Source organism: Streptomyces sp. NBC_00829 (genome assembly GCF_045161795.1).
In the GTDB taxonomy this organism is placed as follows: domain Bacteria; phylum Actinomycetota; class Actinomycetes; order Streptomycetales; family Streptomycetaceae; genus Streptomyces.
The window spans coordinates 4,416,184-4,439,446 of the sequence record NZ_CP108867.1 but is presented as its reverse complement, the minus strand read 5'-3'; the positions used below and the strand labels follow the sequence as shown (position 1 = coordinate 4,439,446).

The 23,263-nt window shown below is 71.0% G+C and carries 23 protein-coding genes; 12 read left to right on the top strand and 11 right to left on the bottom strand.

Annotated elements, in window-relative coordinates:
- Nucleotides 1–54: 54 nt before the first annotated feature.
- Entirely contained in the window at nucleotides 55–840 is a 786-nt protein-coding gene (locus OG293_RS19565; RefSeq protein WP_406000064.1) for a hypothetical protein, read from the top strand.
- On the opposite strand, the gene OG293_RS19560 is transcribed toward OG293_RS19565, so the two are convergent.
- Nucleotides 823–1,365 carry a VanZ family protein gene (locus OG293_RS19560; RefSeq protein WP_406000063.1) on the bottom strand — a complete coding sequence of 181 codons (543 nt, stop codon included), beginning with the start codon at nucleotides 1,363–1,365 and terminating at the stop codon, nucleotides 823–825. The genes OG293_RS19565 and OG293_RS19560 overlap by 18 nt on opposite strands.
- Nucleotides 1,366–1,440: 75 nt before the next feature.
- Nucleotides 1,441–1,821 carry a hypothetical protein gene (locus OG293_RS19555; protein ID WP_406000062.1) on the bottom strand — a complete coding sequence of 127 codons (381 nt, stop codon included), beginning with the start codon at nucleotides 1,819–1,821 and terminating at the stop codon, nucleotides 1,441–1,443.
- Nucleotides 1,822–2,030: 209 nt separating this feature from the next.
- On the opposite strand from OG293_RS19555, the gene OG293_RS19550 reads away from it, so the two are divergent.
- Nucleotides 2,031–3,671: a DNA repair helicase XPB gene (locus OG293_RS19550; RefSeq protein WP_406000061.1), complete on the top strand. Its 1,641-nt coding sequence runs from the start codon at nucleotides 2,031–2,033 to the stop codon at nucleotides 3,669–3,671.
- 27 nt (nucleotides 3,672–3,698) lie between these two features.
- On the opposite strand, the gene OG293_RS19545 is transcribed toward OG293_RS19550, so the two are convergent.
- A complete protein-coding gene (locus OG293_RS19545) occupies nucleotides 3,699–4,691 on the bottom strand; it encodes a glycosyltransferase family 87 protein (RefSeq protein ID WP_406000060.1) in 993 nt (330 codons plus the stop codon).
- A 273-nt stretch (nucleotides 4,692–4,964) separates the two neighbouring features.
- Nucleotides 4,965–5,159, bottom strand: a complete 195-nt coding sequence (locus tag OG293_RS19540; protein ID WP_406000059.1) for a hypothetical protein — start codon at nucleotides 5,157–5,159, stop codon at nucleotides 4,965–4,967.
- Nucleotides 5,160–5,644: 485 nt separating this feature from the next.
- Between OG293_RS19540 and OG293_RS19535 the strand changes: the two genes are divergently transcribed.
- The gene (locus tag OG293_RS19535) at nucleotides 5,645–7,612 is read left to right on the top strand and encodes a HelD family protein (RefSeq protein WP_406000058.1); all 1,968 of its coding nucleotides are present in this window, start codon (nucleotides 5,645–5,647) and stop codon (nucleotides 7,610–7,612) included.
- A gap of 266 nt (nucleotides 7,613–7,878) precedes the next feature.
- Here OG293_RS19535 and OG293_RS19530 read toward each other — a convergent pair whose 3' ends face one another.
- On the bottom strand, nucleotides 7,879–8,577 hold the full coding sequence (locus OG293_RS19530) for a copper homeostasis protein CutC (protein ID WP_406000057.1): 699 nt from the start codon (nucleotides 8,575–8,577) through the stop codon (nucleotides 7,879–7,881).
- Nucleotides 8,578–8,828: 251 nt separating this feature from the next.
- Here OG293_RS19530 and OG293_RS19525 point away from each other — a divergent pair, with 251 nt between their 5' ends.
- Entirely contained in the window at nucleotides 8,829–11,045 is a 2,217-nt protein-coding gene (locus tag OG293_RS19525; RefSeq protein ID WP_406003643.1) for a heavy metal translocating P-type ATPase, read from the top strand.
- Between the two features lie 116 nt (nucleotides 11,046–11,161).
- Here the strand turns inward: OG293_RS19525 and OG293_RS19520 are convergent, their stop codons facing one another.
- Entirely contained in the window at nucleotides 11,162–11,542 is a 381-nt protein-coding gene (locus OG293_RS19520; protein ID WP_406000056.1) for a DUF6479 family protein, read from the bottom strand.
- Nucleotides 11,543–11,699: 157 nt separating this feature from the next.
- Here OG293_RS19520 and OG293_RS19515 point away from each other — a divergent pair, with 157 nt between their 5' ends.
- Nucleotides 11,700–12,347 carry a hypothetical protein gene (locus OG293_RS19515; protein WP_406000055.1) on the top strand — a complete coding sequence of 216 codons (648 nt, stop codon included), beginning with the start codon at nucleotides 11,700–11,702 and terminating at the stop codon, nucleotides 12,345–12,347.
- Nucleotides 12,348–12,439: 92 nt separating this feature from the next.
- Nucleotides 12,440–13,651 carry a Cmx/CmrA family chloramphenicol efflux MFS transporter gene (locus OG293_RS19510; protein WP_406003642.1) on the top strand — a complete coding sequence of 404 codons (1,212 nt, stop codon included), beginning with the start codon at nucleotides 12,440–12,442 and terminating at the stop codon, nucleotides 13,649–13,651.
- 72 nt (nucleotides 13,652–13,723) lie between these two features.
- Here the strand turns inward: OG293_RS19510 and OG293_RS19505 are convergent, their stop codons facing one another.
- Together OG293_RS19505 and OG293_RS19500 are read right to left on the bottom strand one after the other, a co-directional pair.
- Nucleotides 13,724–13,990: a DUF4031 domain-containing protein gene (locus OG293_RS19505; RefSeq protein WP_406000054.1), complete on the bottom strand. Its 267-nt coding sequence runs from the start codon at nucleotides 13,988–13,990 to the stop codon at nucleotides 13,724–13,726.
- Entirely contained in the window at nucleotides 13,987–14,343 is a 357-nt protein-coding gene (locus OG293_RS19500; protein WP_406000053.1) for a hypothetical protein, read from the bottom strand. The genes OG293_RS19505 and OG293_RS19500 overlap by 4 nt, the downstream gene beginning before the upstream one ends.
- 113 nt (nucleotides 14,344–14,456) lie before the next feature.
- Here OG293_RS19500 and OG293_RS19495 point away from each other — a divergent pair, with 113 nt between their 5' ends.
- The 4 genes from OG293_RS19495 (at nucleotide 14,457) to OG293_RS19480 (ending at nucleotide 18,887) form a co-directional block, all read left to right on the top strand.
- Nucleotides 14,457–15,374: a MurR/RpiR family transcriptional regulator gene (locus OG293_RS19495; protein WP_406000052.1), complete on the top strand. Its 918-nt coding sequence runs from the start codon at nucleotides 14,457–14,459 to the stop codon at nucleotides 15,372–15,374.
- A gap of 54 nt (nucleotides 15,375–15,428) precedes the next feature.
- Entirely contained in the window at nucleotides 15,429–16,382 is a 954-nt protein-coding gene (gene murQ, locus OG293_RS19490; protein ID WP_406000051.1) for an N-acetylmuramic acid 6-phosphate etherase, read from the top strand.
- A 165-nt stretch (nucleotides 16,383–16,547) separates the two neighbouring features.
- The gene (locus OG293_RS19485; protein ID WP_406000050.1) at nucleotides 16,548–18,005 is read left to right on the top strand and encodes a PTS transporter subunit EIIC; all 1,458 of its coding nucleotides are present in this window, start codon (nucleotides 16,548–16,550) and stop codon (nucleotides 18,003–18,005) included.
- A gap of 471 nt (nucleotides 18,006–18,476) precedes the next feature.
- Nucleotides 18,477–18,887 (top strand): DUF5994 family protein, encoded by a 411-nt coding sequence (locus OG293_RS19480; RefSeq protein WP_406000049.1) that lies wholly within the window; start codon nucleotides 18,477–18,479, stop codon nucleotides 18,885–18,887.
- Between the two features lie 202 nt (nucleotides 18,888–19,089).
- On the opposite strand, the gene OG293_RS19475 is transcribed toward OG293_RS19480, so the two are convergent.
- Nucleotides 19,090–19,305 (bottom strand): hypothetical protein, encoded by a 216-nt coding sequence (locus OG293_RS19475; RefSeq protein ID WP_406000048.1) that lies wholly within the window; start codon nucleotides 19,303–19,305, stop codon nucleotides 19,090–19,092.
- Between the two features lie 118 nt (nucleotides 19,306–19,423).
- On the opposite strand from OG293_RS19475, the gene OG293_RS19470 reads away from it, so the two are divergent.
- Nucleotides 19,424–20,266 carry a Scr1 family TA system antitoxin-like transcriptional regulator gene (locus tag OG293_RS19470; protein WP_406000047.1) on the top strand — a complete coding sequence of 281 codons (843 nt, stop codon included), beginning with the start codon at nucleotides 19,424–19,426 and terminating at the stop codon, nucleotides 20,264–20,266.
- Nucleotides 20,247–20,525, top strand: a complete 279-nt coding sequence (locus OG293_RS19465) for a DUF397 domain-containing protein (protein WP_406000046.1) — start codon at nucleotides 20,247–20,249, stop codon at nucleotides 20,523–20,525. The genes OG293_RS19470 and OG293_RS19465 overlap by 20 nt, the downstream gene beginning before the upstream one ends.
- On the opposite strand, the gene OG293_RS19460 is transcribed toward OG293_RS19465, so the two are convergent.
- Nucleotides 20,515–21,153, bottom strand: coding sequence for a DUF4232 domain-containing protein (locus OG293_RS19460; RefSeq protein ID WP_406000045.1), 639 nt, complete (start codon nucleotides 21,151–21,153; stop codon nucleotides 20,515–20,517). The two genes, OG293_RS19465 and OG293_RS19460, sit on opposite strands and share 11 nt — an antisense overlap.
- Before the next feature lie 234 nt (nucleotides 21,154–21,387).
- Nucleotides 21,388–23,010: a chaperonin GroEL gene (gene groL, locus OG293_RS19455; protein ID WP_406000044.1), complete on the bottom strand. Its 1,623-nt coding sequence runs from the start codon at nucleotides 23,008–23,010 to the stop codon at nucleotides 21,388–21,390.
- Nucleotides 23,011–23,263: the final 253 nt, after the last annotated feature.

Here is a 23,263-nt window from a genome sequence, read left to right as displayed (position 1 = left end):
CGGATAACCCGTGCGGGCAAAGAACGACATAACCGCAATATCGATCAAGGTCGGGTGTGCTATCCCAGTCTCAACTACATCGGGGAGATGCGAGGGGGGACCTCGATGGACGACGACGGCACGCCCAACCCGCCGCCACCGCACGGCAGTTCGTATCCATATGCACGCATCGGCCTGGTCTTCACCGGGGTTGCCGCCATCGGGACCCTGCTGGGAGGAGTGACCGGCGTGCTGGGCGGTCACCGGTCTGACTCGTCCGACAGCGAGCCGCGGGTGGTGATCACCAGTGAGACGGAAGATCCCACGGACGAACCGACCACGGACGAACCGACGACGGAGGAGCCCGGGCCCACCGGGACCGAGACCGACCCGGGCCCCACCGACACGGAAACGCCGACGGACGACCCCACCGGCAGCCTCACCACCGCCGAACAGGACCTGGCCGGCCTCGTGGGCAACGGCTGGCTCTCCGCCTGCGAATCCGCCGAGGACGGCACGGCCGCGGCGGCCCTCAACTGCACCGCCTCCGCAAGCGGTCCGACGCGCCGCCCGCTGGTCCTGTCCTTCGACTCGTCGTCGGCCGTGGCCGACTGGATGACCTCGGAGAAGTCGAAGTTCCAGGTCACCGACAGCTCGGGTCGGTGCATGTCCGAGCAGGACTACAAGGGCACCTGGAACAACAACTCCGTCCCGCAGGGCGCACTGGTCTGCCACTGGACCGGCGACGGCTACTTCCGGGTGGCCTGGTCCTACGACGACAAGTCCGTCGTGGTGGTGGCCGAGAGCAAACAGGCCGCCGACCTGATCACCTGGTGGAAGGACTCACCGTCCAGCCTTTGACGTCGAGCGGTTCCGCCAGGGGAGCCGCCGCCGGGAGCGCCCGGCCTTCTTTGTGCCCCCGCGGCGCGTGACGGTGCCCGCTGCCGGGTCCGGGTCGCCGAGGTGGTGGAAGCGCCGCCCGATCTTCCGGCCCAGGAGGACGTACGCGACGAGTGCGCCGCCGGTGTTGAGGATCACGTCGTCCACGTCGAAGGCGCGCCCTTCGACGATGGCGCCCTGTGCCATCTCCACGAGCACCATCACCAGCCCGGTCAGCACCACGACGCGGAGCATCCGCAGCCTGCGCGGCACGAGCACCGGAAGGATCAGACCGAAGGGGGCTCCGAGCACCAGGTTGCCGCCGATCTGCTTGCAGGCGGCGAGGAAGGTGTAGTCCTCGGCGTACTGGCGCAACGACTGGCCGGGGCGCAGATTGGCGCCGGCGATGCCGGTCGAGGCGTGCGACGGCGCGAGGGTCAGCCGGGCGAGCACGGCCGAGAAGGCCACCAGCGCCACGAACGCCAGCGCCGTGGCACACACGCGCATCAGTGTTCTTCCTTTGGGGGGACGGGGCCGCGCATCTGTCGTCATGAATCGTCCGCGTACCCCCGACCGCCGCGATCAGGCACCGAGGTCGCCGGTGAACAGCGCCACGACGAAGGCTCCGATCCCCACCAGGACGAGCAGCTTGGAGTAGAAGACCGCGAAGGCGCAGGCCATCACCCCGAGGGCGAGCCGCAGGGGCCGCCGCCGCATCGTCCGTTCCGTGAGCGAGGTACTCGCGGCCACCACCAGCGGTACGAGATAACCGAGCGCCCACCCTCCGCCGGACGGCAGCCCGGACGTCATGAAATCGACGTACGCCAGCAGCGCGGCCAGGGGAGTGAAGACCAGCGGCGCCACCCACCAGTGCGGGTCACGGACGACCGGCGACACGTACGGCGGGCACGGCGCGAAGCCCCCGGGGGAAGGGGAGGCGTACGGATTCGGCTGGATTCCCATGCCCTCACCCAACCGCCCCGGTCCACTGCCGCGACAGCGCGCGGATACTCATCGCTGCGGTCGGCGCACTGAGTACGGCACACACCGAACAGGCTCGGCGCCGTCCTCCTCCCCTCCCAGGACGTGACCCACCGCTCCCCTTCATACGGCAGACTGGAGGTTTGGCCGTCCGCCCCCGGGCAGCCACCCCACGCCGGAAAGGGGCGCAAGTGAACGGTCCGCTCATCGTCCAAAGCGACAAGACTCTCCTCCTGGAAGTCGACCACGAGCTGGCGGACGAGTGCCGTCGCGCCATCGCGCCCTTCGCCGAGCTGGAGCGCGCCCCCGAGCACATCCACACCTACCGGGTCACCCCGCTCGGCCTGTGGAACGCGCGCGCCGCCGGGCACGACGCCGAACAGGTCGTGGACGCGCTCGTGGCGTACTCCCGCTATCCCGTCCCGCACGCCCTGCTCGTCGACGTCGCCGAGACGATGGCCCGATACGGCCGCCTCACCCTCTCCAAGCACCCCACCCACGGGCTCGTGCTGACCTCGACCGACCGGCCCGTCCTGGAGGAGATCCTCCGCTCCAGGAAGGTCCAGCCGCTGGTCGGCGACCGGATCGACCCGGACACGGTCGCCGTGCATCCCTCCGAGCGGGGGCAGATCAAGCAGACGCTGCTGAAGCTGGGCTGGCCGGCCGAGGACCTCGCCGGGTACGTCGACGGTGAGGCGCACCGGATCGATCTCGACGAGACCGGCTGGGCGCTGCGTCCGTACCAGAAGCAGGCCGTCGAGGGCTTCTGGCACGGCGGCTCCGGTGTCGTCGTGCTGCCCTGCGGCGCGGGAAAGACACTCGTCGGGGCCGGGGCGATGGCGCAGGCCAAGGCGACCACGCTGATCCTGGTCACCAACACCGTCTCCGCCCGCCAGTGGAAGCACGAGCTGGTCAGGCGGACGTCGCTCACCGAGGACGAGATCGGCGAGTACTCCGGTACGCGCAAGGAGATCCGTCCCGTCACGATCGCCACCTACCAGGTGCTGACGACCAAGCGGAAGGGGATCTATCCCCACCTGGAGCTCTTCGACTCCCGCGACTGGGGCCTGATCCTCTACGACGAGGTGCATCTGCTGCCCGCGCCGGTCTTCAAGTTCACGGCGGATCTCCAGGCGCGCCGCCGGCTCGGTCTGACCGCGACCCTCGTGCGGGAGGACGGCCGCGAGTCTGACGTCTTCTCGCTGATCGGGCCGAAGCGTTTCGACGCCCCGTGGAAGGAGATCGAGGCGCAGGGCTACATCGCGCCCGCGGACTGCGTGGAGGTACGGGTCAATCTCACCGACTCCGAGCGGCTCGCGTACGCCACGGCGGAGACGGAGGAGAAGTATCGCTTCTGCGCCACGACCGCGACCAAGCGGAAGGTGACCGAGGCGCTGGTGAAGCGGTTCGAGGGCCAGCAGATCCTGGTCATCGGTCAGTACATCGACCAGCTCGACGAGCTGGGCGAGCATCTGAACGCGCCGGTGATCAAGGGCGAGACGTCGAACGCGCAGCGCGAGAAGCTCTTCGGCGCGTTCCGCGAGGGCGAGATCTCCGTGCTGGTCGTCTCGAAGGTCGCGAACTTCTCGATCGATCTGCCGGAGGCGACGGTCGCCATCCAGGTGTCGGGCACCTTCGGTTCCCGGCAGGAGGAGGCACAGCGCCTCGGCCGGGTGCTGCGCCCGAAGGCCGACGGCCACCAGGCGCACTTCTACTCGGTCGTCGCCCGGGACACGATCGACCAGGACTTCGCGGCGCACCGGCAGCGGTTCCTGGCCGAGCAGGGGTACGCGTACCGGATCGTGGACGCGGACGAGCTCCTGGGCCGGTGACCTGAGCCGGAGATTCTCCGGCTCAGGTCACCGGACGGCCGCCTGAGCCGGACGGCCGCCGGACTTGGCGCCCGTCGGACCCGAAGGCGCGGCAGGCTCCGCCGCTCGTGGACCCGGTACGACCACGGGACTCCCGGGCGGCTGCCCGCGCCGGGCGGCGAGCGCCAGCACGGCGAGGCCCAGGAGGGGATACGGGGACGCGATCGGCTGCTGCCACCAGGAAAGCTGCGCCAGGCCTGGCCCGCCCTGGTGCGCGGCGAGCCACAGGGTGCGGGCGAGAAGGAACGTCGCCAGCGCGGCTGCCGCACGCCTGTGCCCTTCCGCGAACAGCACCGCGAGCAGCGGCACGCACCACAGCCAGGTACCCGCTCGTCCCGGCGCCGGGACGAGCATCGCGGTCGCGGCAACCGCGAGCACCGCCCACGCCGGGCTCGTGGCGCGGCGTGCGATCCACAGGCCGGCCGCGGTTGTTCCCGCGCCGAGCGCCCACAGGGCCCCCGGTTGCGGGGCGTCGGGAACCCGGCCGAGAACGAATACGACCAGCAGTGCCGTTCCGCTGAAAGAGGCGAGGGCGGTGAGTCCGGCCCGTACGCGTCCGGTGATCAGCAGATAGAGGATGAAGACCGCGGGCGTGAACGCGACGCCTGCCGCCACACCGAGCGCGAGGCCCCTGCCGATGGCCCGTTCGTCACGGCGCAGGTCCCACAGGACGAGGCAGACGAGGACGAGGCCGGTCCCACCGGAGACGAGCGTCCGGGAGACGGGTTCCAGCCACAGCCCGGCGGCGGCAGCGGTGGTCACCAGCGGCCAGGGCGCGGGGAAGCCCGCGAGGCGGAGGGACAGCCGGGTCAGCAGGCCGAGGAGCAGCGCGTTCCCGACGCAGAAGACCACCGTGGGCGCCGGTGGCGGCCAGGTGGTCGGTACGGGGAGGAAGACGGCGAGGAAGGCGACGAGGGAGAGCACGAGAGCGAGGCCGCTTACTGCGGTGAGTAAACGCGGAGTCACATTCCGGAGCTTCACGGCCGCGACCCTACTAGGGGAACGGCGGGGCCGGTGGATCTTCGGGGTCGGCGGGCCGGTGGTTCAACGGGCCCTGGTGGTTCTTCAGGGCCGGTGGTTCAACGGCGCCTGGTGGTACTTCAGGGTCGGGTGGTTCTTCAGGGCCGGTGGTTCAACAGGGTGGTTCAACGGCATGGGATCGGGGCCGGTAGCGAAAGGGGAGGGATCAAAAGGGCTGGGATCAGAAGGAGTCGGGATCAGGATCGGCGAGGGGCCGGAAGGGATGGGCGTCGGTCAGCGGCGGCGGACGCCTGCCTCCTCGGCGTACTCCCCGAGCACGGCGACGTTGAAGACTGCTTCGGCGAAGACCTTGACGGCTCGCAGGGCGTTGCCGAGACGGTGGGGCGAATGCGGGGCGGCACCGCTGGCGGTCGCGCCCTGATGGGGGCGGGGGGCATGGGCGGGTGGGCCAAAGGCTGCTGTACTCATGTCTCCATGATGGTTTTCTGGCCCGCCCGATACATCGAACCATGGGCTGAACCCTGCGGCGGCCGGTGTACGACTCCAGGCATACGCCGTCCCCTAGAGGGATGACGCGCCGGGCTACTCCCCCGGTCGGGCACTGGATGAACCACGGGAGAAACTCGTTCGCCCTCGGGCCGCCCGCTGACTAGGATCCCCCTCTTCCCCGCCTCCCTCGCAGGAGCGCCGCCGCCCGGACGGAAACCGGCCGGTTCGCCATGTCGTGATCCTCGAAGCATCCCGCCCGGAGGCAACCCGTGCCCGCGCACGCCCCTGACCCCGTCCCCCTCGTCCCAGGTCCCGGTCACAGCCCAGGTCCCGGTCACAGCCCAGGTCCCGGTGCCGCCACTGCATCCGCACCCGCGCCTGCTTCCGGTCCTGGTCCCGGTGCCGCCGATCCGCTCGCGCGTGAGCGGGCCCATCTGACCGCCTCACGTGCCGCGCTGACCGCGATGCGCGAGGACGTCCAGGCCCTCGACATCCGGGACGTCACCGCGAACTGGGTCAACGCGGCCGTTCTGGAGGCGCAGATCGAGGACCGCATCAAGGCGCTCGCCGATCTCTCCCACACCCCGCTCTTCTTCGGCCGGCTCGACTACCAGCACCTCGTGGGCGCGGCGCTGGCCGAGGGGGCCGCGGGCGAGCGCTTCTACATCGGCCGCCGCCACGTCCATGACGCGGAGGGCGATCCGATGGTGATCGACTGGCGCGCGCCGGTGTCGCAGCCGTTCTACCGGGCGTCCCGGAAGGACCCGCACGACGTCGGTCTGCGCCGGCGCTTCGGCTACACGGGCGGCGAGCTCACGGCGTACGAGGACGAGCATCTGACCGACCCGGCCGAGCACGAGCAGACCAGCAGGCTGCTCCAGGCGGAGATCGAACGGCCGCGTGTGGGGCCGATGCGGGACATCGTCGCGACGATCCAGCCCGAGCAGGACGAGATCGTGCGGTCCGGGCTCGGCGGCACGGTGTGTGTACAGGGCGGTCCGGGCACCGGGAAGACGGCGGTGGGTCTGCACCGGGTCGCCTATCTGCTGTACGCGCACCGGGAGCGGCTGGCCAAGACGGGCACGCTGGTCATCGGGCCGAACCGTTCCTTCCTCCACTACATCGAGCAAGTCCTGCCCGCGCTGGGTGAGTTGGAGGTCAAGCAGGCAACCGTGGACGACCTGGTGGGCCATGTGGAGGTGCGCGGTGTGGACCCGGCCGCGGCGGCGGTCGTCAAGGGCGACGCGAGGATGGCGGAGGTGCTGCGGCGGGCGGTCCGCTCCCATGTCACGATCCCCGCCGAGCCGGTCATGGTCGTGCGGGGCTCACGGCGCTGGCGGGTCCCGGCGTACGAACTCGAAGAGATCGTCCGGGAGTTGCTCGACCGCGACATCCGCTACGGCGCCGCGCGCGACGCGCTGCCGCAGCGGATCGCGCACGCCGTGCTGGTCCGGATGGAACAGTCGGGCGAAGCCCCGGACGACCGTGTGCAGGACGCGGTCGCGCGCAACCCCGCGGTGAAGGCGGCGGTGAAGGCGGCCTGGCCTCCGGTGGACCCGGCGAAGCTGGTGCTCCGGCTGCTGAGCGACGCCGGCTTCCTCGCCGCGCACGCGGACGGCGTCCTGTCGGCCCAGGAGCAGAAGACGATCCTGTGGGACAGGCCGGCCCGCGGCGTGCGGTCGGCGAAGTGGTCCCTGGCGGACGCGGTGCTGATCGACGAGGCGACGGATCTGGTGCAGCGCACGCACTCCCTCGGCCATGTCGTGCTCGACGAGGCGCAGGACCTGTCCCCGATGCAGTACCGCGCGGTCGGCCGCCGCTGCACGACCGGCTCGGCCACGGTCCTCGGCGACCTGGCCCAGGGCACGACGCCGTGGGCGACGGCGAGCTGGGACGAAGCCCTGATCCACCTGGGCAAGCCCGACGCGGCGGTCGAGGAACTGACGGCGGGCTTCCGGGTACCGCGGGAGGTCATCGCGTACGCCTCGCGGCTGCTGCCGCACATGTCCCCCGGCCTGGCGGAGGTGACCTCGGTCCGTGAGTCGCCGGGGTCGCTGTCGGTCCGCGAGGTGACGGACCTGGACGCGGCGGTGGTCGCGGCGTGCGAGGAGGCACTGCGGCACGAGGGCTCGATCGGTCTGATCGCTGCGGACGCGCGGATCCCGTCACTGGCGGCGGCCCTGACGGCGGCGTGCCACGCGTATCTCGCCCCGGGCGAGGAGACGACGGCCGAGTCCCGCCTGACGCTGGTGCCGGCGTCGCTGGCGAAGGGACTGGAGTACGACTACGTGGTGCTCGACGAACCGTCGGCGGTGGTGTCCGGTGAGCCGGACGGGCGGACGGGGTTGCGGCGGCTGTATGTGGCGCTGACGAGGGCGGTGTCGGGCTTGGTGGTGGTGCACGGGAGGGCGCTGCCGGTGGAGCTGGGGTGACGTTCCTTCCGCCCCGCGCCTCGCCGTAACGGGGCCTTCGCCCCCGCCCCCCGCGGGTGCGCCCCTGCGCGGGGCGCACTCCGGTACGTCCTTCGGGTGTTGTCCTCGATCGCCGACGGGCATCGGCTTCAGGCCGGTCCCGGGCAGAGGCATCAGGCCCGTCGGCGACTGAGTCGTGGGGTGTTGGGGTGTGGGGCAGATCCCCACCGGAACGGCCGGGCAGAGCCCCAACCGAACGGCCCGCGCCGTCAAACCCCGCCGGAACGCTACGCGTCGAGCGCCGCGCGCCACTCCGCGACCGCCGACGGCGCCACCCGCTCCGACCAACCCCCCGGCCTCGCCGCCCCGCCGATGTGGAACGCGTCCACACCCGCCTCCCGCAACCGCGCCACATGGCCGAGCCGCAACCCCCCGCCGACCAGAATCCGCGGCTCGTAGCCGGGCTCCCCCCGCCGCGCCGCCTCCGCCAGGAGCGTCGGCAGGCCCTCGTCGACGCCCGTCGGCGAGCCCGCCGTCAGATACGTGTCCAGGCCCGGCAGGTCCGCCAGCCGCTTGCGCAGCGCGTCGCGGTCCGCCGCGTGGTCGATCGCCCGGTGGAAGGTCCAGCGGCAGCCGTCCAGTTCGGCGACGAGCCGCTCGACCGCGACCAGGTCGGGCGTGCCGTCCTTGTCCAGGAAGCCGAAGACGAACTCGTCCGCCCCCTCCGCGCGGAGCTGACTCGCGACCCGTACCAGCGCGTCCACGTCGCCGACGTCGCCCGCCGCGAATCCGTCGGCCTGCCGCAGCATCACGCGCACCGGGATGCCGACGGCGGCTCGGACCGCCGCGAACGTCTCCCTGGACGGCGTCAGCCCGTCCGCCGCCATGTCGGTGACCAGCTCAAGGCGGTCCGCCCCTCCGGACTGGGCCGCGACCGCGTCCTCCGCATCGAGAGCGATCACCTCCAGGACTGCACGGTTGCTCATGAGACTCCCATTCCTCCAGGGACGACTACAGCTCTAACAGGTCTAGTCCACTGCCAGCCTAATGCGCATGTACCGCACAGGCAGCAGTGCAAACCCTCGCCGTCGGGATCACACCTTGCGTCACATACACCAGGGGGGTATACATGGAGGCAGGAAATAGTACCCCCTAGGGGTATGATAGAGCAGTCGATACGGGAGGAACCGTGCCACCCACCGCCACCCCCACCGAGATCGAACTCACCATCGGCGGTATGACGTGCGCCTCCTGCGCGGCCCGTGTCGAGAAGAAGCTCAACCGCATGGACGGCGTCGAGGCGACCGTGAACTACGCCACGGAGAAGGCGAAGGTCAGCTTCAGCGCGGCTGAGGTGTCCGTCTCGGACCTGGTCGCCACGGTGGAGTCGGCCGGCTACACCGCCGCCCGGCCCGCCAGGACACCGGACCCCGACGCCACGCACAACGACCGGCACGAGGGCGGACGTGAGGACCGGCGCGAGGACGACGAGCTCCGCACCCTGCGCGAACGCCTTGTCACCGCGGTCGTCCTCGCCGTACCCGTGATCGCGACGGCCATGGTCCCGGCCCTCCAGTTCCAGTACTGGCAGTGGCTCTCCCTGACCCTCGCCGCCCCCGTCGTCACCTACGCCGCCTGGCCCTTCCACTGCGCCGCCTTCACCAACGCCCGGCACGGCGCCGCGACCATGGACACACTGATCTCGGTCGGCGTCTCGGCCGCGTTCCTCTGGTCGGTGTGGGCGCTGTTCTTCGGGACCGCCGGAATGCCCGGCATGGTCCATCCCTTCGAGCTGACGATCTCCCGCGGCGACGGCGCCGGGAACATCTATCTGGAGGCGGCGGCCGGGGTCACCGCCTTCATCCTGGCCGGGCGGTACTTCGAGGCCCGCTCCAAGCGCACGGCGGGCGCCGCCCTCAGGGCCCTGGTCGAACTCGGCGCGAAGCATGTCACCGTTCTGCGCGACGGCCGCGAAGTCACGCTCCCCACCGCCGAGTTGAAGGTCGGCGACCGCTTCGTCGTACGCCCCGGAGAGAAGATCGCCACCGACGGCACGGTCGTCGAGGGCGCGTCCGCCGTCGACGCCTCCATGCTCACCGGCGAGTCGATGCCGGTCGAGGTCTCGACGGGCGACGCCGTCACCGGCGCCACGCTCAACTCGGGCGGTCGCCTGGTCGTCGAGGCCACCCGCGTCGGAGCCGACACCCAGCTCGCCCGGATGACACGGCTGGTGGAGGACGCCCAGAACGGCAAGGCCGCCGCCCAGCGTCTCGCCGACAGGATCTCCGCCGTGTTCGTGCCCGTCGTCATCGCGCTCGCCCTGGCCACTCTCGGCTTCTGGCTCGGCGCCGGCGCGGGGCTGACGGCCGCCTTCACCGCCGCCGTCGCCGTACTGATCATCGCCTGCCCCTGCGCGCTCGGCCTCGCGACCCCGACCGCGCTCATGGTCGGTACGGGCCGTGGCGCCCAGCTCGGCATCCTGATCAAGGGCCCCGAGGTGCTGGAGAGCACCCGGCGCGTCGACACCGTCGTCCTGGACAAGACCGGGACGGTCACGACCGGCCGGATGACGCTCCGGGCGGTCCGCACCACGCGGGACGAGGCCGAAGTGCTGCGGCTGGCAGGAGCGTTGGAGCACGCCTCCGAACACCCCGTGGCGCGGGCCGTGGCCGAGGCGGCCGTGCAGCGGACCGGCACGCTCCCCGCGGTCGAGGACTTCGCGGGCATCGCCGGTCTCGGGGTCCAGGGCGTGGTCGAGGGCCGTGCGGTGCTCGTCGGCCGTACGCAACTGCTCGCCGAGCGGGGAATCCGCCTGCCCGACCACCTGGAGCGGGCCCGGTCGCAGGCGGAGGCAGCGGGCCGTACCGCGGTCGCCGTCGCCTGGGACGGCGAGGCCCGTGCCGTCCTCGAAGTCGCCGACGCCGTCAAGGACACCAGCGCAGAGGCCGTCACCCGGCTGCGCGCCCTCGGCCTCACCCCGATTCTGCTGACCGGCGACAACAGGGCGGTCGCCAAGGCGGTCGCCGCCGAGGTGGGCATCGACGAGGTGATCGCCGAGGTGCTGCCCGAGGACAAGGTCGCGGTCGTCAAGCGGCTTCAGGCCGAGGGCCGTTCGGTGGCGATGGTCGGCGACGGCGTCAACGACGCGGCGGCCCTCGCCCAGGCCGACCTGGGTCTCGCCATGGGCACGGGCACGGACGCCGCGATCGAGGCGGGGGACCTCACGCTCGTACGGGGAGACCTGCGGGTGGCCGCGGACGCGGTACGGCTGTCCCGAAGGACGCTCGGCACCATCCGCTCGAACCTCTTCTGGGCCTTCGCTTACAACGTGGCGGCACTGCCGCTGGCCGCGGCGGGACTGCTCAACCCGATGATCGCGGGGGCGGCCATGGCGCTCTCGTCGGTCTTCGTCGTGGGCAACTCACTGCGTCTGCGACGCTTCCGCGCCGCGTGACCCGGATGACCGCGCGACCGGGGCAGCCGCGTGACCCGGGAGCCGGGCATCCGCATGAGCGCGGGCGCGAGCAGCGGCCCGGGGGGCAACATCGACCCCCGGGCCGCCGGACGGATTCAGCCGCCCAGGCCCCCGCTGCCGAACGCCCCTCCACCGGCGTTCTTGCCGTGCTTGGGCCGTTCGCCGGGCCCCTTGCCGGTGCCGTGACTGCTGTGCGTCTTCATGTTGTACGGGAGGAGCCGTCCGCCGTCGTGGGGAAAGTCGTCCTCGTCCTCGTCGCGGACCTCTTCGATGTGTGCACGGTGGTCCGGAGGTTTCGGCTGCTCGTCGGGGAGCGGGGGAACCTCCTCGTCACGCCGTTTCGACTCTCGCCACATGGCGCCCGCGAGGAGCCCCACGAGGACGATTCCAAGGAGCACCAGACCGGCCCCGGCCAGGTGCGCGCCCTCCGCCAGCTCGGTGCCCGAGCCCGTCTGGGCGATCAACACAGCGTTCATGGTGGCTGCCTCCGCACACGGAATGGCACACATGCCCTTTACTGCCATTATCGCCCATTTGGCCCCGTTGCCGCCGCTCCAGCCGAGGCTGCCGGGAAACCGGGATCCCCGCCGCCCGGCCAACCGCAGCGCGGGGGCCGCGTCCTAGAGTCTTCTCATGACCGCCCCCGCCGCGGACCTCCGCGACCGCTGGACGCAGACTCTGCTCGCCGCCCGTGACGGGGCGAGCGTCCCGGACCCGCTGCCGTACGCCGAGAACCTGCTCGCCCGCTGGGCGGAGCCGCAGCGCCGGTACCACACCACCGCCCATCTGACCGCGGTCCTCGATCACATCGACACCCTCGCCGACCATGCCGACGACCCCGAGCTGGTGCGCCTCGCGGCCTGGTTCCACGACGCGGTCTACCTCCCCGACCGCTCCGAGAACGAGGAGCGCTCGGCCCATCTCGCCGAACGCGCCCTCGCCGAGGCCGGGCTTCCCCCCAAGGGCACGGCGGAGGTCGCCCGTCTGGTCCGCCTCACCGTCACACACGCCCCCGATCCGGCCGACACGAACGGGCAGGTGCTGTGCGACGCGGATCTGGCGATCCTGGCGTCGGCACCGAAGCCGTACGGCGCGTACGTGGCAGCGGTCCGTGAGGAGTACGGCTTCGTCCCGGACGAGTTGTTCCGCGAGGGCCGCGCGGGGGTGCTGCGGCAGCTTCTGGATCTGCCCCGGCTGTTCCACACTCCGTACGGCGAGAAGCACTGGGAGGCGGCGGCGCGCCAGAACCTGGGTGCGGAGCTGGCCTCCCTGACGGCCTGAGCGGCAGGGAATCCGTGGGAGCGGGCGGGAATGTAACGCACAACCGACGTGTTGGCCCTGTCATGCCCGAATTCGCCCCTCGCCGCTCCGGCATGCCCCTGGCCGTCTACGTCCTCGGCCTGTCGGTCTTCGCCCTCGGCACGAGCGAGTTCATGCTCTCCGGTCTGCTGCCGCCCATCGCGGACGACATGAACGTCTCGATCCCCCGGGCCGGGCTGCTCATATCCGCCTTCGCGGTCGGGATGGTCGTCGGCGCGCCCCTCCTGGCCGTGGCGACGCTGCGGCTGCCGCGCAAGACCACCCTCATCGCCCTGATCTCCCTCTTCGGCCTCGGCCAGATCGCCGGTGCGCTGGCGCCCTCGTACGAGATCCTCTTCGCGTCCCGTGTCGTGAGCGCCCTGGCCTGCGCGGGATTCTGGGCGGTCGGCGCGGCCGTCGCCATCACGATGGTTCCGTTGACCTCGCGCACCCGCGCGATGGCCGTCATGATCGGCGGGCTCTCCATCGCGAATGTTCTCGGAGTCCCGGCCGGAGCCTTCCTCGGAGAACACCTCGGCTGGCGCTCGGCCTTCTGGGCGGTGGGCCTCGCATCCGCCGTGGCGCTCGCCGGGGTGCTGACCCTGATTCCCCGTATCCCGCTCCCGGCCGAGAAGCCGCGGCTCAGGCGCGAGCTGTCGATCTACCGTGACCGGCAGGTCTGGCTCTCGATCGTCATCACCGCGCTCACCGCGGGCGGCGTCTTCTGCGTCTTCTCGTATCTCGCACCGCTGCTCACGGATGTGGCGGGGCTCGACTCGGGGTGGGTGCCGAGCGTGCTCGCGCTCTTCGGCATCGGGGCGCTGGCCGGGACGACGGCCGGCGGCCGGGTCGCGGACGCGCATCTCTTCGGTGTGCTGCTGAGCGGTACCACCGCCTGCACCGTCCTCCTGGCGGCGCTCGCCGTTCTCGCCTCCAGCCCCATGGCGGCCGTCGCACTGGCGTTCCTGCTGGGGTTCGCTGCCTTCTTCACGGCCCCCGCGCTCAACGCGCGCATGTTCAACGTCGCGGGCGCAGCGCCCACCCTCGCGGGCGCGACCACGACGGCCGCCTTCAACCTGGGCAACACCGGCGGCCCCTGGCTCGGGGGCGCGGTCATCGACGCCGGCCTCGGCTTCGCCTCGACCGCCTGGGCGGGCGCGGCGATGACGGTCCTGGCCATCGGCCTGGTCGCTCTCTCGCTACGGCTGCACGGCAGGTCACGGGTGGAGATCTCGTCGCGCTCCGGCGTACGGAACACGCCACAGGTCGCCGCCGAATCGGCCTGACCACCGGGTCCGGCCACTCGCCCGACCACCGGGTCCGGCGCCACGGCCACTCGCCCCTCCACCGGGTCCGGGCTAGGCGGGGCGTCCCTTGGGCCGGCGCAGGCCCGCCTCGGTGAGTCTGCGGACGAGTTCCTTGGAGCCGATCCGGACCGCCCCCGCCCGCACTGCGGCGTCGTAGCGGTGGGAGGGGATGTCGTAGTGGTCCCGCTCGAACGCGCGCGTCGGGCAGCCGATCGAGGCCGCGAACGCGTGGAGCTCCTCGTAGGACACGTCGCTGACCAGGTGCGACCACATGTGGCCATGTCCCGGCCAGGTCGGCGGATCAATGTAGAGGGTCACTGAAGGCCGCCGACGCGCGCCACGACTATTCCCGCCTTCGCGCAGACCCAGTGCGGGTCCGCCCCGAGCTCCGGCTCGACATCCAGGGCGTGCGGATCGCCGACATCGCACACCGGGCAGAGGGGCCAGCGGCCGTGCCGCTCCAGAAGCGCGTCCTGAACGTCCTGGGCGACCAGCCCAGGCAGGTACTCGACGCCGTCCGGCCACTGTTCGACCCACCAGCGGCGGTGCGTCACCGCCTCCTCGACCATCGAGACGACCCCGGCGTCGGCCACGTCACGGGCGGCCAGATCGGCGAGAACCAGGGCGCGCGCGGCGTGCAGGGCCTGTTCCAGGGGGTTCGCGTCGTCCATGGTGCCATTGTCACCCCACCGGCCCTCCCGGAAATCTCCGGGAGGGGAGGGGATCGCCGCGGCGGTCCGGGAGGGGGTTGACGGTTGATGATTGCCGAAAATATCTTTCAAGAGTGACCAATCCAGTGAAGGAAATTTTCAGCGGTGAGGCTCCTCCCGCCCCTGCCGCCCTCGCCGCCAAGGTGCGGACCCTCGCGCCGTCCATGACCCGCTCGATGCAGCGGGTCGCCGAAGCCGTCGCCGAGGACCCGGCAGGCTGCGCGGCCCTCACGGTCACCGGTCTCGCCGAGCTCACCGGCACCAGCGAGGCCACCGTGGTCCGCACCGCCCGCCTCCTCGGCTACCCCGGTTACCGCGATCTGCGCCTCGCGCTCGCCGGGCTCGCCGCCCACCAGCAGTCCGGCCGTGCCCCCGCCGTCACCGCCGACATCGCGGTCGACGACCCCATCGCCGACGTCGTCACCAAGCTCGCCTACGACGAGCAGCAGACCCTCGCCGACACGGCCGCCGGGCTCGACACCGTCCAGCTGGGCGCGGCCGTCGCCGCCGCGGCGACCGCCCGCCGGATCGACATCTACGGCGTCGGCGCGTCCTCCCTCGTCGGCATGGACCTCGCCCAGAAGCTGCTGCGCATCGGACTCATCGCCCACGCCCACTGCGACCCCCACCTCGCCGTCACCAACGCCGTGCAGCTCCGCTCCGGCGACGTGGCCATCGCGATCACCCACTCGGGGTCGACCGGCGACGTCATCGAGCCGCTGCGCGTCGCCTTCGACCGCGGCGCGACGACCGTCGCGATCACCGGCCGCCCCGGCGGGCCCGTGTCGCAGTACGCCGACCACGTACTGACCACCTCCACCGCCCGCGAGAGCGAACTGCGCCCCGCCGCGATGTCGTCCCGCACCAGTCAGCTCCTCGTCGTCGACTGCCTGTTCATAGGCGTCGCGCAGCGTACGTACGAGACGGCCGCGCCCGCCCTGTCCGCGTCGTACGAGGCCCTGGCCCACCGGCACAGCCCCCGTACCCGCTGAGTCGGCGAGCCCCCACGCAGCCCCGCGCAGACCGAGAAAGCAGAGCAGCTCCTCATGAACTCCACGTCCTCCGCGTCGTCGTCCACGTACGGCGAACTCCGCGCTCAGCTGGCCACGCTCACCACCGAGGCGTTCCGGCCGGAGCTGGCCGACATCGACCGGCTGCCCACGACCGAGATCGCCCGGATCATGAACGGCGAGGACGAGAGCGTCCCCGCCGCCGTCGCCGCGCAACTGCCGGGCATCGCCACCGCCATCGACTTCGCCGCCGAGCGGATGTCCCGCGGCGGTCGGCTCGTCTACGCGGGCGCGGGCACCGCCGGACGGCTCGGGGTGCTGGACGCCAGCGAGTGCCCGCCCACCTTCAACACCGACCCGGCCCAGGTGGTGGGCCTGATCGCCGGCGGCCCCGAGGCCATGGTCACGGCCGTCGAGGGTGCCGAGGACAGCAAGGAGCTGGCCGCCGCCGACCTGGACGCGCTGAAGCTGACCGCCGACGACACGGTGGTCGGGATCTCCGCGTCGGGCCGCACGCCCTACGCCATAGGCGCCGTGGAGCACGCCCGGTCGCTCGGCGCGCTCACCATCGGTCTCTCCTGCAACGCCGGCAGCGAGCTCGGCTCGGCCGCCGACCACGGCATCGAGGTCGTCGTCGGCCCCGAACTGCTCACCGGGTCGACACGCCTGAAGGCAGGCACGGCACAGAAGCTCGTCCTCAATATGATCTCGACGATCACGATGATCCGGCTGGGCAAGACCTACGGAAACCTGATGGTGGACGTCCGTGCCTCCAACGAGAAGCTGCGCGCCCGCTCGCGGCGGATCGTCGCGCTGGCCACCGGCGCGTCCGACGCGGAGATCGAGGCCGCTCTCGCCGCCACGGACGGAGAGGTGAAGAACGCGATCCTGACCATCCTCGGTTCGGTCGACGGCCCCACCGCCGGGCGGCTGCTCGCCGAGAGCGACGGCCATCTGCGTGCCGCCCTGGAGTCGGCCCGCAAGAACTGAACTCCCGCCCACACACCGAAGCCCACACACCGAAGCCCACACGCCGAAGCCACGCAGCGAAGCCACGCAGCGAAGCCCACGCAGCGAAGCCCACGCATGGAACCTCCGGCGGCACCCCCACGCCGCCCATGCCGCCCACACCCCCCACAGCAAGGCATCCGCACCATGTCCGACGCGAAGCACAGCGCCATCGCCGCCGACCTCCTTCCCTTGGTCGGCGGCGCCCGCAACATCACCTCCGTCGCCCACTGCATGACCCGCCTGCGCCTCGGCCTGCGTGACGCGTCGCTCGTGCAGGAGAAGGCCCTCATGGCGCATCCGGCCGTGCTGGGCGTGGTCCGGGACGACACCTGCCAGATCGTGCTCGGCCCGGGAACGGTCGCCCGGGTCACCCCCGAGTTCGAGGCTCTCGTCGCGGGCTCCTCCGTCACCGCGGACGCACTGGCCGACCGGGGCGCGGCACTGAAAGCCGCCCGGAAGGCCAGGAACGCCACGCCCCTGAAGCTCTTCCTGCGCCGGATCGCGAACATCTTCGTGCCGCTGATCCCGGCGCTCATCGGCTGCGGCATCATCGCCGGCCTGGGCGGTCTGCTCACCAACCTCGGCCGGGCCCCCGCCCTCGTCCCGGCGCTGGCCGCCGTCGCGTCCGGCTTCATGTCGCTGATCGCCGTCTTCGTCGGCCACAACACAGCGAAGGAGTTCGGCGGCACCCCGGTCCTCGGCGGCGCGGTCGCCGCGATCATCGTGTACGCCGGGGTGGCGAAGGTGACCGCCTTCGGCGTGACGCTCGCCCCGGGCCAGGGCGGAGTCCTCGGCGCGCTGGGTGCGGCGGCACTGGCGGTGTACGTCGAGAAGTGGTGCCGCCGCTGGGTGCCCGAGTCGCTCGACGTGCTGGTCACCCCGACCCTGACCGTGCTCATCTCCGGCCTGGTCACCCTCTTCGGCCTGATGTACGTCGCCGGTGAGGTCTCCACCGCGATCGGCACCTTCGCGGACCGGCTGCTGACCCACGGCGGCGCGGGCGCGGGCTTCGTGCTCGGCGGGCTCTTCCTCCCGCTGGTGATGCTGGGCCTGCACCAGGCGCTGATCCCGATCCACACCACGCTGATCGAGCAGCAGGGCTACACGGTCCTGCTCCCGATCCTCGCGATGGCGGGCGCGGGCCAGGTCGGCGCGGCGACGGCGGTCTACGTCCGCCTCCGCCACAACACCGCGATCCGCTCCACCATCAGGTCCGCGCTCCCGGCGGGCCTCCTGGGCGTCGGCGAGCCCCTGATCTACGGCGTCTCCCTGCCGCTCGGCCGCCCGTTCGTCACGGCCTGCGTCGGCGGCGCGTTCGGCGGCGGCTTCATCGGCCTGTTCAGCATGCTGGGCGACAAGGTGGGTTCGACGGCGATCGGCCCCTCGGGCTGGGCCCTCTTCCCGCTCCTCCAGGGCAACAGGGGCCTTGGCGAGGCGATCGCGGTCTACGGGTGCGGGCTGGTGGTGGGCTATGCGGTGGGCTTCCTCGCCACCTACGTCTTCGGCTTCAGCAGGCAGATGCTGACGGAGTTCAACGCGGAAGCAGCGCCCGGCGCGTCGGCCGCCCCCGCCTCCGCGGACGAACCGGCCCCCGCCCGCTGACCAACTCCGGGCCGCTCGCCGCCGCGGGACCGGAGGCCAGGGGCGTAGGGTGGGGATATCGGGAGCATGTCGTACGTCAGCTTTCACGCGGGCGCCGTTCTCGGTGAGCGACTATGTCGGCCACCGCCCAGGCGGTGACCGGAGACAGGTTCGCGCCATGTCCGCGACGACCGAACACCCTGTGCTCATGCCCAGGATCATCACCGACGCTCCCGCTCCTCCCGATGACACGCTGCCCGAGCCGGGCCTCGCCGAGGTTCGCATCGTCGCGGCCTCTCCCGATGTCGCACGCAAGGTGGCACAGGCTCTGCGCGCCGTGTTCGCGAGTACGGAGCAGCGCAGTTACCCCGCCGGCGACACATCGACCGGAACCCGGCTCCACCTCACCGTGGACACCACACACACCCCACGGCCGCCCGGCAACCACGCTCCACCACCGTCCGTGCACGCCGTGAGAGGAGCGCGGAGAATATGGTGAACGCCGAACGGACGATGCCCCCGGCCCCGCCCACGATCCCGTACCCCGGCCCTCCCGCCCGGCTGACCCTGCTGCCCACCGGACCCCACCGGCTCGACGGCACATGGTGGCCCCGCAGCCACGACCTCGGCCGTGAACTGCCCGCGCTCCTCGCGGCACTGGAGGAACGCTGGCCCGGCATCACCCGGGTCACCGTCAGCAGGTCGATGTGGAGGGCACGGCCCGAGAGCCTGCTCGTCGGTGGGCGCGTCGTCCACATCAACCGCTCCGCGGCGCTCCCGCGCCCTCACACGATCTGTCTGCTCTCCTACGGAGTCGGCCGATGCGACCTGCTGGTCGTCTCCCCGGGTTCCGTTCCCGAGCCCCCGGCCCGCTCCCCGGCACCACCGGTGGCGGTGAGCTGACCGGTCTCCTGACGGCTCACCGTGTTGAGCCGGCGCACCCGCTCCCGCAGCACGTCACCCGGCGGCGCCGGGCTCAGGGCCTCGGGCGGGCAGTCCCACTCCCGCCCGCCGCCGGGCGGCCTCAGCTGTACGTACACGCCCTCGTGGCCCATGACCTCGCCGACCCGCCCGTCGCGGGCGTCGACCACGAAGTCCCCCGCCTTCACCGCCGTACCGCGTGCAGGACGGCGGCGAGCCGCAGTGCCGTGTCCAGATTGCAGCGGCCCAGCTCCAGGAGCGGATACGTCGACTCGCTCGCCAGGGACACCACATCCACCCCCAGCGACGGCAGGCTCACGCCCACCTCGTCCAGTTCGCCCCGCAGTTGGGCCACGACCTCTTCGGCGGCTCGCAGCCGCTCCGCCGATCGCACCACCATGACCAGGCACCTCCACCACGCTGAGTGTTCGCATTACGTACACAGAGTGGCCGGTGGCTGGTTAGCCTGGCCAGATACGGCAGCCCAACAACCCCACGTGTGAGACGAGGAGTTGCCCATGCCCGGCCCGAAGGACCTCGACCCGTCGTCCTCCCCCCGCGCCCTGCTCGGCGCGGAACTGCGCCACGCCCGCGAGAAGGCGGGTCTCACCCAGGAGGAACTGGGCCGCCCGCTGTTCGTGAGCGGCTCGTTCATCGGCCAGCTGGAGTCGGGGACGCGGAGGATGCAGCCGGAGTACGCGGGGCAGATAGACGAGATCCTGGGGACGGACGGGTTCTTCCAGCGGAACTGCCGGGTGTCCTGCAAGTCGCGCTATCCGGACCATTTCGCCGAGGCGGCGGAGGCGGAAGCGATCGCGACGACCATCAAGGAGTACGCGCCGCTGCTGATTCCGGGCCTGTTGCAGACGGAGGCGTACGCGCGAGCGGTGTTCCGGGCGTATCAGCCGACGGCGACGGAGGACGTGATCGACGAACTGGTCGAGGCGAGGCTCGACCGCGCGCACCTTCTCGACGATCCAACGAAGCCGCTGTTGTGGGCGGTTCTGGATGAGGCGGTGTTACGCAGGAGGGTCGGCGGGGCGCCGGTGATGGCGACGGCGCTGCGGCATGTGGCGGGGCTGGCGCGGCAGCGCCGGATCATCGTGCAGGTGATGCCCTTCGAGGCGGGCGCGCACGCCTCGCTGAACGGCTCTCTCAAGTTGATGTCCTTCACCGACGCACCCCCTCTGGCGTATCTCCAGGGCCTGGGCTCAGGTCAGTTGCAGGACGATCCCGCGACCGTCACCAGTCACGAACTGACCTACGATCTGATCAGGGCCTGCGCACTGTCGCCGGAAACGTCCTTGGCCCTGATCTCGTCAGTGGCGGAGGATTACGCACATGAGGATCAGCAGCCATGAGTACGACCTGACGACAGCCGTCTGGCACAAGTCCAGCTACAGCGGCGGCAGCGGAGCCGACTGCCTGGAGATGGCCACCTGGCGCAAGTCCACCCACAGCGGAGGCGACGGCGGCGACTGCCTCGAAGTCGCCGACGGCCACCCCCACCTCGTCCCCGTCCGCGACTCCAAGAACCCCGGCGGCCCGAACCTCGTGTTCGGGACCGCCGCGTGGTCGTCCTTCGTCGCGGACCTCAAGAGCACACCGCCTACAGGCTGAGCGCGTCCTCCGCGTTGCTCAGCCACGCCGTCACGGAGTTGGTGGGCGACACGTACAGGCCGGGAGTCGACGCCTTCAGCGGCTTCTGCTCCAGGTCGGACTCCGTGTTCATGGTCATCTTGATGTACGAGACGGTCTTGCCCTTGCCGTCGTTCTTGCCGCCCATCAGACCGGCGTAGGCCGACTGCCCCGGCTTGAGCGTGAGGGGGGTCCCGGGGTCCGTCTCTTTGCGCTCGTTCGCCGCGCCGTCGAGGTCGCCGAAGGTCACGATGGGGAAGTCCAGGGCCTTGCAGGGCTTCTTGCTCTTGTTCGTGATCTTCAGCAGGTAGCTGCTCGTCGTGACGTCGGCGAGGCTCGCGGTGAAGGTCACGTCGTATGTGCTGCACGGGAAGAGGGAGTACTCGGGGTCGGCCGACGGTTCGGCCGAGGGGGCGCTCGACGGCTTTGCGCTCGGGGAGGCCACGGGGATCGCGGGCTTCGGCGGCTTCACGGCCTTGGACGGGCTCGCGATCGGCTTCGCGGCTCCTCCGCCCGCCGGGTCGCCGGAGCCCCCGGTGGGCTCACAGGCTGTCAGGGCCAGTGCGGACACGGCGGCGAGGACGACGGCGGATCTGCGAACGGTACTCATCTGATGTTCCCCCCGGGTGAGCAGCGCGGGTGCGCCGGACAGAACATCAGCGTGGCGGAAAAGCTTCACAGCTTTGTGACGGAATATCGCCGAATCCACCACGGTCACCGCGAGCCGGGCAACAGCTCCGTTCCCGCCGTCGGCCGGCCTCCGGGAGCCGGAACGCCGAAGGGCGGCACCCCCTGGGAGTGGGGTGCCGCCCTTCGTCAGGACGGTTGATCAACCAGAGGCCGATCAGAAGTCCATGTCACCGCCCGGCATGCCGCCCGGAGCGGCGGCGGACGCCTTCTCCGGCTTGTCGGCGATGACGGCCTCGGTGGTCAGGAACAGCGCCGCGATGGAGGCCGCGTTCTGCAGAGCAGAGCGGGTCACCTTCGCGGGGTCGATGATGCCTTCGGCGATCATGTCGACGTACTCGCCGGTCGCGGCGTTCAGACCGTGGCCGACAGCCAGGTTGCGCACCTTCTCGACGACGACTCCACCCTCAAGACCACCGTTGACGGCGATCTGCTTGAGCGGGGCCTCCAGCGCGAGCTTGACGATCGCGGCACCGGTGGCCTCGTCGCCCTGGAGCTCGAGCTTCTCGAAGACCGAGGCGGCCTGGAGCAGGGCCACGCCACCACCGGCGACGATGCCCTCCTCGACGGCCGCCTTCGCGTTGCGAACGGCGTCCTCGATGCGGTGCTTGCGCTCCTTGAGCTCGACCTCGGTCGCGGCACCGGCCTTGATGACGGCCACGCCGCCGGCCAGCTTCGCGAGGCGCTCCTGGAGCTTCTCACGGTCGTAGTCCGAGTCGCTGTTCTCGATCTCGGCACGGATCTGGTTCACACGACCGGCAACCTGGTCGCTCTCACCGGAGCCGTCGACGATCGTGGTCTCGTCCTTGGTGATGACGACCTTGCGGGCGCGGCCCAGCAGGTCCAGGCCGGCGTTCTCAAGCTTGAGACCGACCTCCTCGGAGATGACCGTGCCGCCCGTGAGGATGGCGATGTCGTTCAGCATCGCCTTGCGGCGGTCGCCGAAGCCCGGGGCCTTGACGGCAACGGACTTGAAGGTGCCACGGATCTTGTTGACGACGAGCGTGGACAGGGCCTCGCCCTCGACGTCCTCGGCGATGATCAGCAGCGGCTTGCCCGACTGCATGACCTTCTCCAGCAGCGGCAGGAGGTCCTTCACGCTGCTGATCTTGGAGTTGACGATCAGGATGTACGGGTCGTCGAGCGACGCCTCCATACGCTCCATGTCGGTGGCGAAGTACGCCGAGATGTAGCCCTTGTCGAAGCGCATACCCTCGGTGAGCTCCAGCTCCAGACCGAAGGTCTGGGACTCCTCGACGGTGATGACGCCTTCCTTGCCGACCTTGTCCATCGCCTCGGCGATGAGCTCGCCGATCTGGGTGTCGGCGGCGGAGATGGAGGCCGTCGAAGCGATCTGCTCCTTGGTCTCCACGTCCTTGGCCTGCTCCAGCAGGGCGCCGGAGACGGCCTCGACGGCCTTCTCGATGCCGCGCTTGAGGGCCATCGGGTTGGCGCCGGCCGCCACGTTGCGCAGGCCCTCGCGGACGAGCGCCTGGGCGAGGACGGTCGCGGTGGTCGTACCGTCACCGGCGACGTCGTCCGTCTTCTTGGCGACTTCCTTGACCAGCTCGGCGCCGATCTTCTCGTACGGGTCCTCGAGCTCGATCTCCTTGGCGATGGATACACCATCGTTGGTGATCGTGGGGGCGCCCCACTTCTTCTCGAGGACGACGTTCCGGCCCTTGGGGCCAAGGGTGACCTTGACGGCGTCGGCGAGCTGGTTCATCCCGCGCTCGAGACCGCGCCGTGCCTCCTCGTCGAACGCGATGATCTTGGCCATGTGAAGTGGTCCTCCCGGACTGGGGTGGATTCTCCGGACCGCGCTGGCGCCCGCGACGGACGGCCTGCACGCCTTGTGATTCCTTGCACCACACGGCCTGCGGACCTCACCGACCCGGTCCTCGTTGTCACTCTCACTGTCAGAGTGCTAACGCCAATGATTAGCACTCGACCTAGGAGAGTGCAAGCGCCTCCCGCGGATCGCGGAAGCGCGCGGGGGCGCCCGGCGGGGGCGCGGACGAGTACGGGAGCGC

What these genes read in the sequence shown, in the direction of transcription:
- OG293_RS19560 (WP_406000063.1), bottom strand. Translation starts at nt 1,365, where the DNA reads ATGCGCGTGTGTGCCACGGCGCTGGCGTTCGTGGCGCTGGTGGCCTTC.
- OG293_RS19555 (WP_406000062.1), bottom strand. Translation starts at nt 1,821, where the DNA reads ATGGGAATCCAGCCGAATCCGTACGCCTCCCCTTCCCCCGGGGGCTTC.
- OG293_RS19540 (WP_406000059.1), bottom strand. Translation starts at nt 5,159, where the DNA reads ATGAGTACAGCAGCCTTTGGCCCACCCGCCCATGCCCCCCGCCCCCAT.
- OG293_RS19535 (WP_406000058.1), top strand. Translation starts at nt 5,645, where the DNA reads ATGCGCGAGGACGTCCAGGCCCTCGACATCCGGGACGTCACCGCGAAC.
- OG293_RS19530 (WP_406000057.1), bottom strand. Translation starts at nt 8,577, where the DNA reads ATGAGCAACCGTGCAGTCCTGGAGGTGATCGCTCTCGATGCGGAGGAC.
- OG293_RS19525 (WP_406003643.1), top strand. Translation starts at nt 8,829, where the DNA reads ATGACGTGCGCCTCCTGCGCGGCCCGTGTCGAGAAGAAGCTCAACCGC.
- OG293_RS19520 (WP_406000056.1), bottom strand. Translation starts at nt 11,542, where the DNA reads ATGAACGCTGTGTTGATCGCCCAGACGGGCTCGGGCACCGAGCTGGCG.
- OG293_RS19515 (WP_406000055.1), top strand. Translation starts at nt 11,700, where the DNA reads ATGACCGCCCCCGCCGCGGACCTCCGCGACCGCTGGACGCAGACTCTG.
- OG293_RS19510 (WP_406003642.1), top strand. Translation starts at nt 12,440, where the DNA reads ATGCCCCTGGCCGTCTACGTCCTCGGCCTGTCGGTCTTCGCCCTCGGC.
- OG293_RS19500 (WP_406000053.1), bottom strand. Translation starts at nt 14,343, where the DNA reads ATGGACGACGCGAACCCCCTGGAACAGGCCCTGCACGCCGCGCGCGCC.
- murQ (WP_406000051.1), top strand. Translation starts at nt 15,429, where the DNA reads ATGAACTCCACGTCCTCCGCGTCGTCGTCCACGTACGGCGAACTCCGC.
- OG293_RS19485 (WP_406000050.1), top strand. Translation starts at nt 16,548, where the DNA reads ATGTCCGACGCGAAGCACAGCGCCATCGCCGCCGACCTCCTTCCCTTG.
- OG293_RS19480 (WP_406000049.1), top strand. Translation starts at nt 18,477, where the DNA reads ATGGTGAACGCCGAACGGACGATGCCCCCGGCCCCGCCCACGATCCCG.
- OG293_RS19475 (WP_406000048.1), bottom strand. Translation starts at nt 19,305, where the DNA reads ATGGTGGTGCGATCGGCGGAGCGGCTGCGAGCCGCCGAAGAGGTCGTG.
- OG293_RS19470 (WP_406000047.1), top strand. Translation starts at nt 19,424, where the DNA reads ATGCCCGGCCCGAAGGACCTCGACCCGTCGTCCTCCCCCCGCGCCCTG.
- OG293_RS19465 (WP_406000046.1), top strand. Translation starts at nt 20,247, where the DNA reads ATGAGGATCAGCAGCCATGAGTACGACCTGACGACAGCCGTCTGGCAC.
- OG293_RS19460 (WP_406000045.1), bottom strand. Translation starts at nt 21,153, where the DNA reads ATGAGTACCGTTCGCAGATCCGCCGTCGTCCTCGCCGCCGTGTCCGCA.
- groL (WP_406000044.1), bottom strand. Translation starts at nt 23,010, where the DNA reads ATGGCCAAGATCATCGCGTTCGACGAGGAGGCACGGCGCGGTCTCGAG.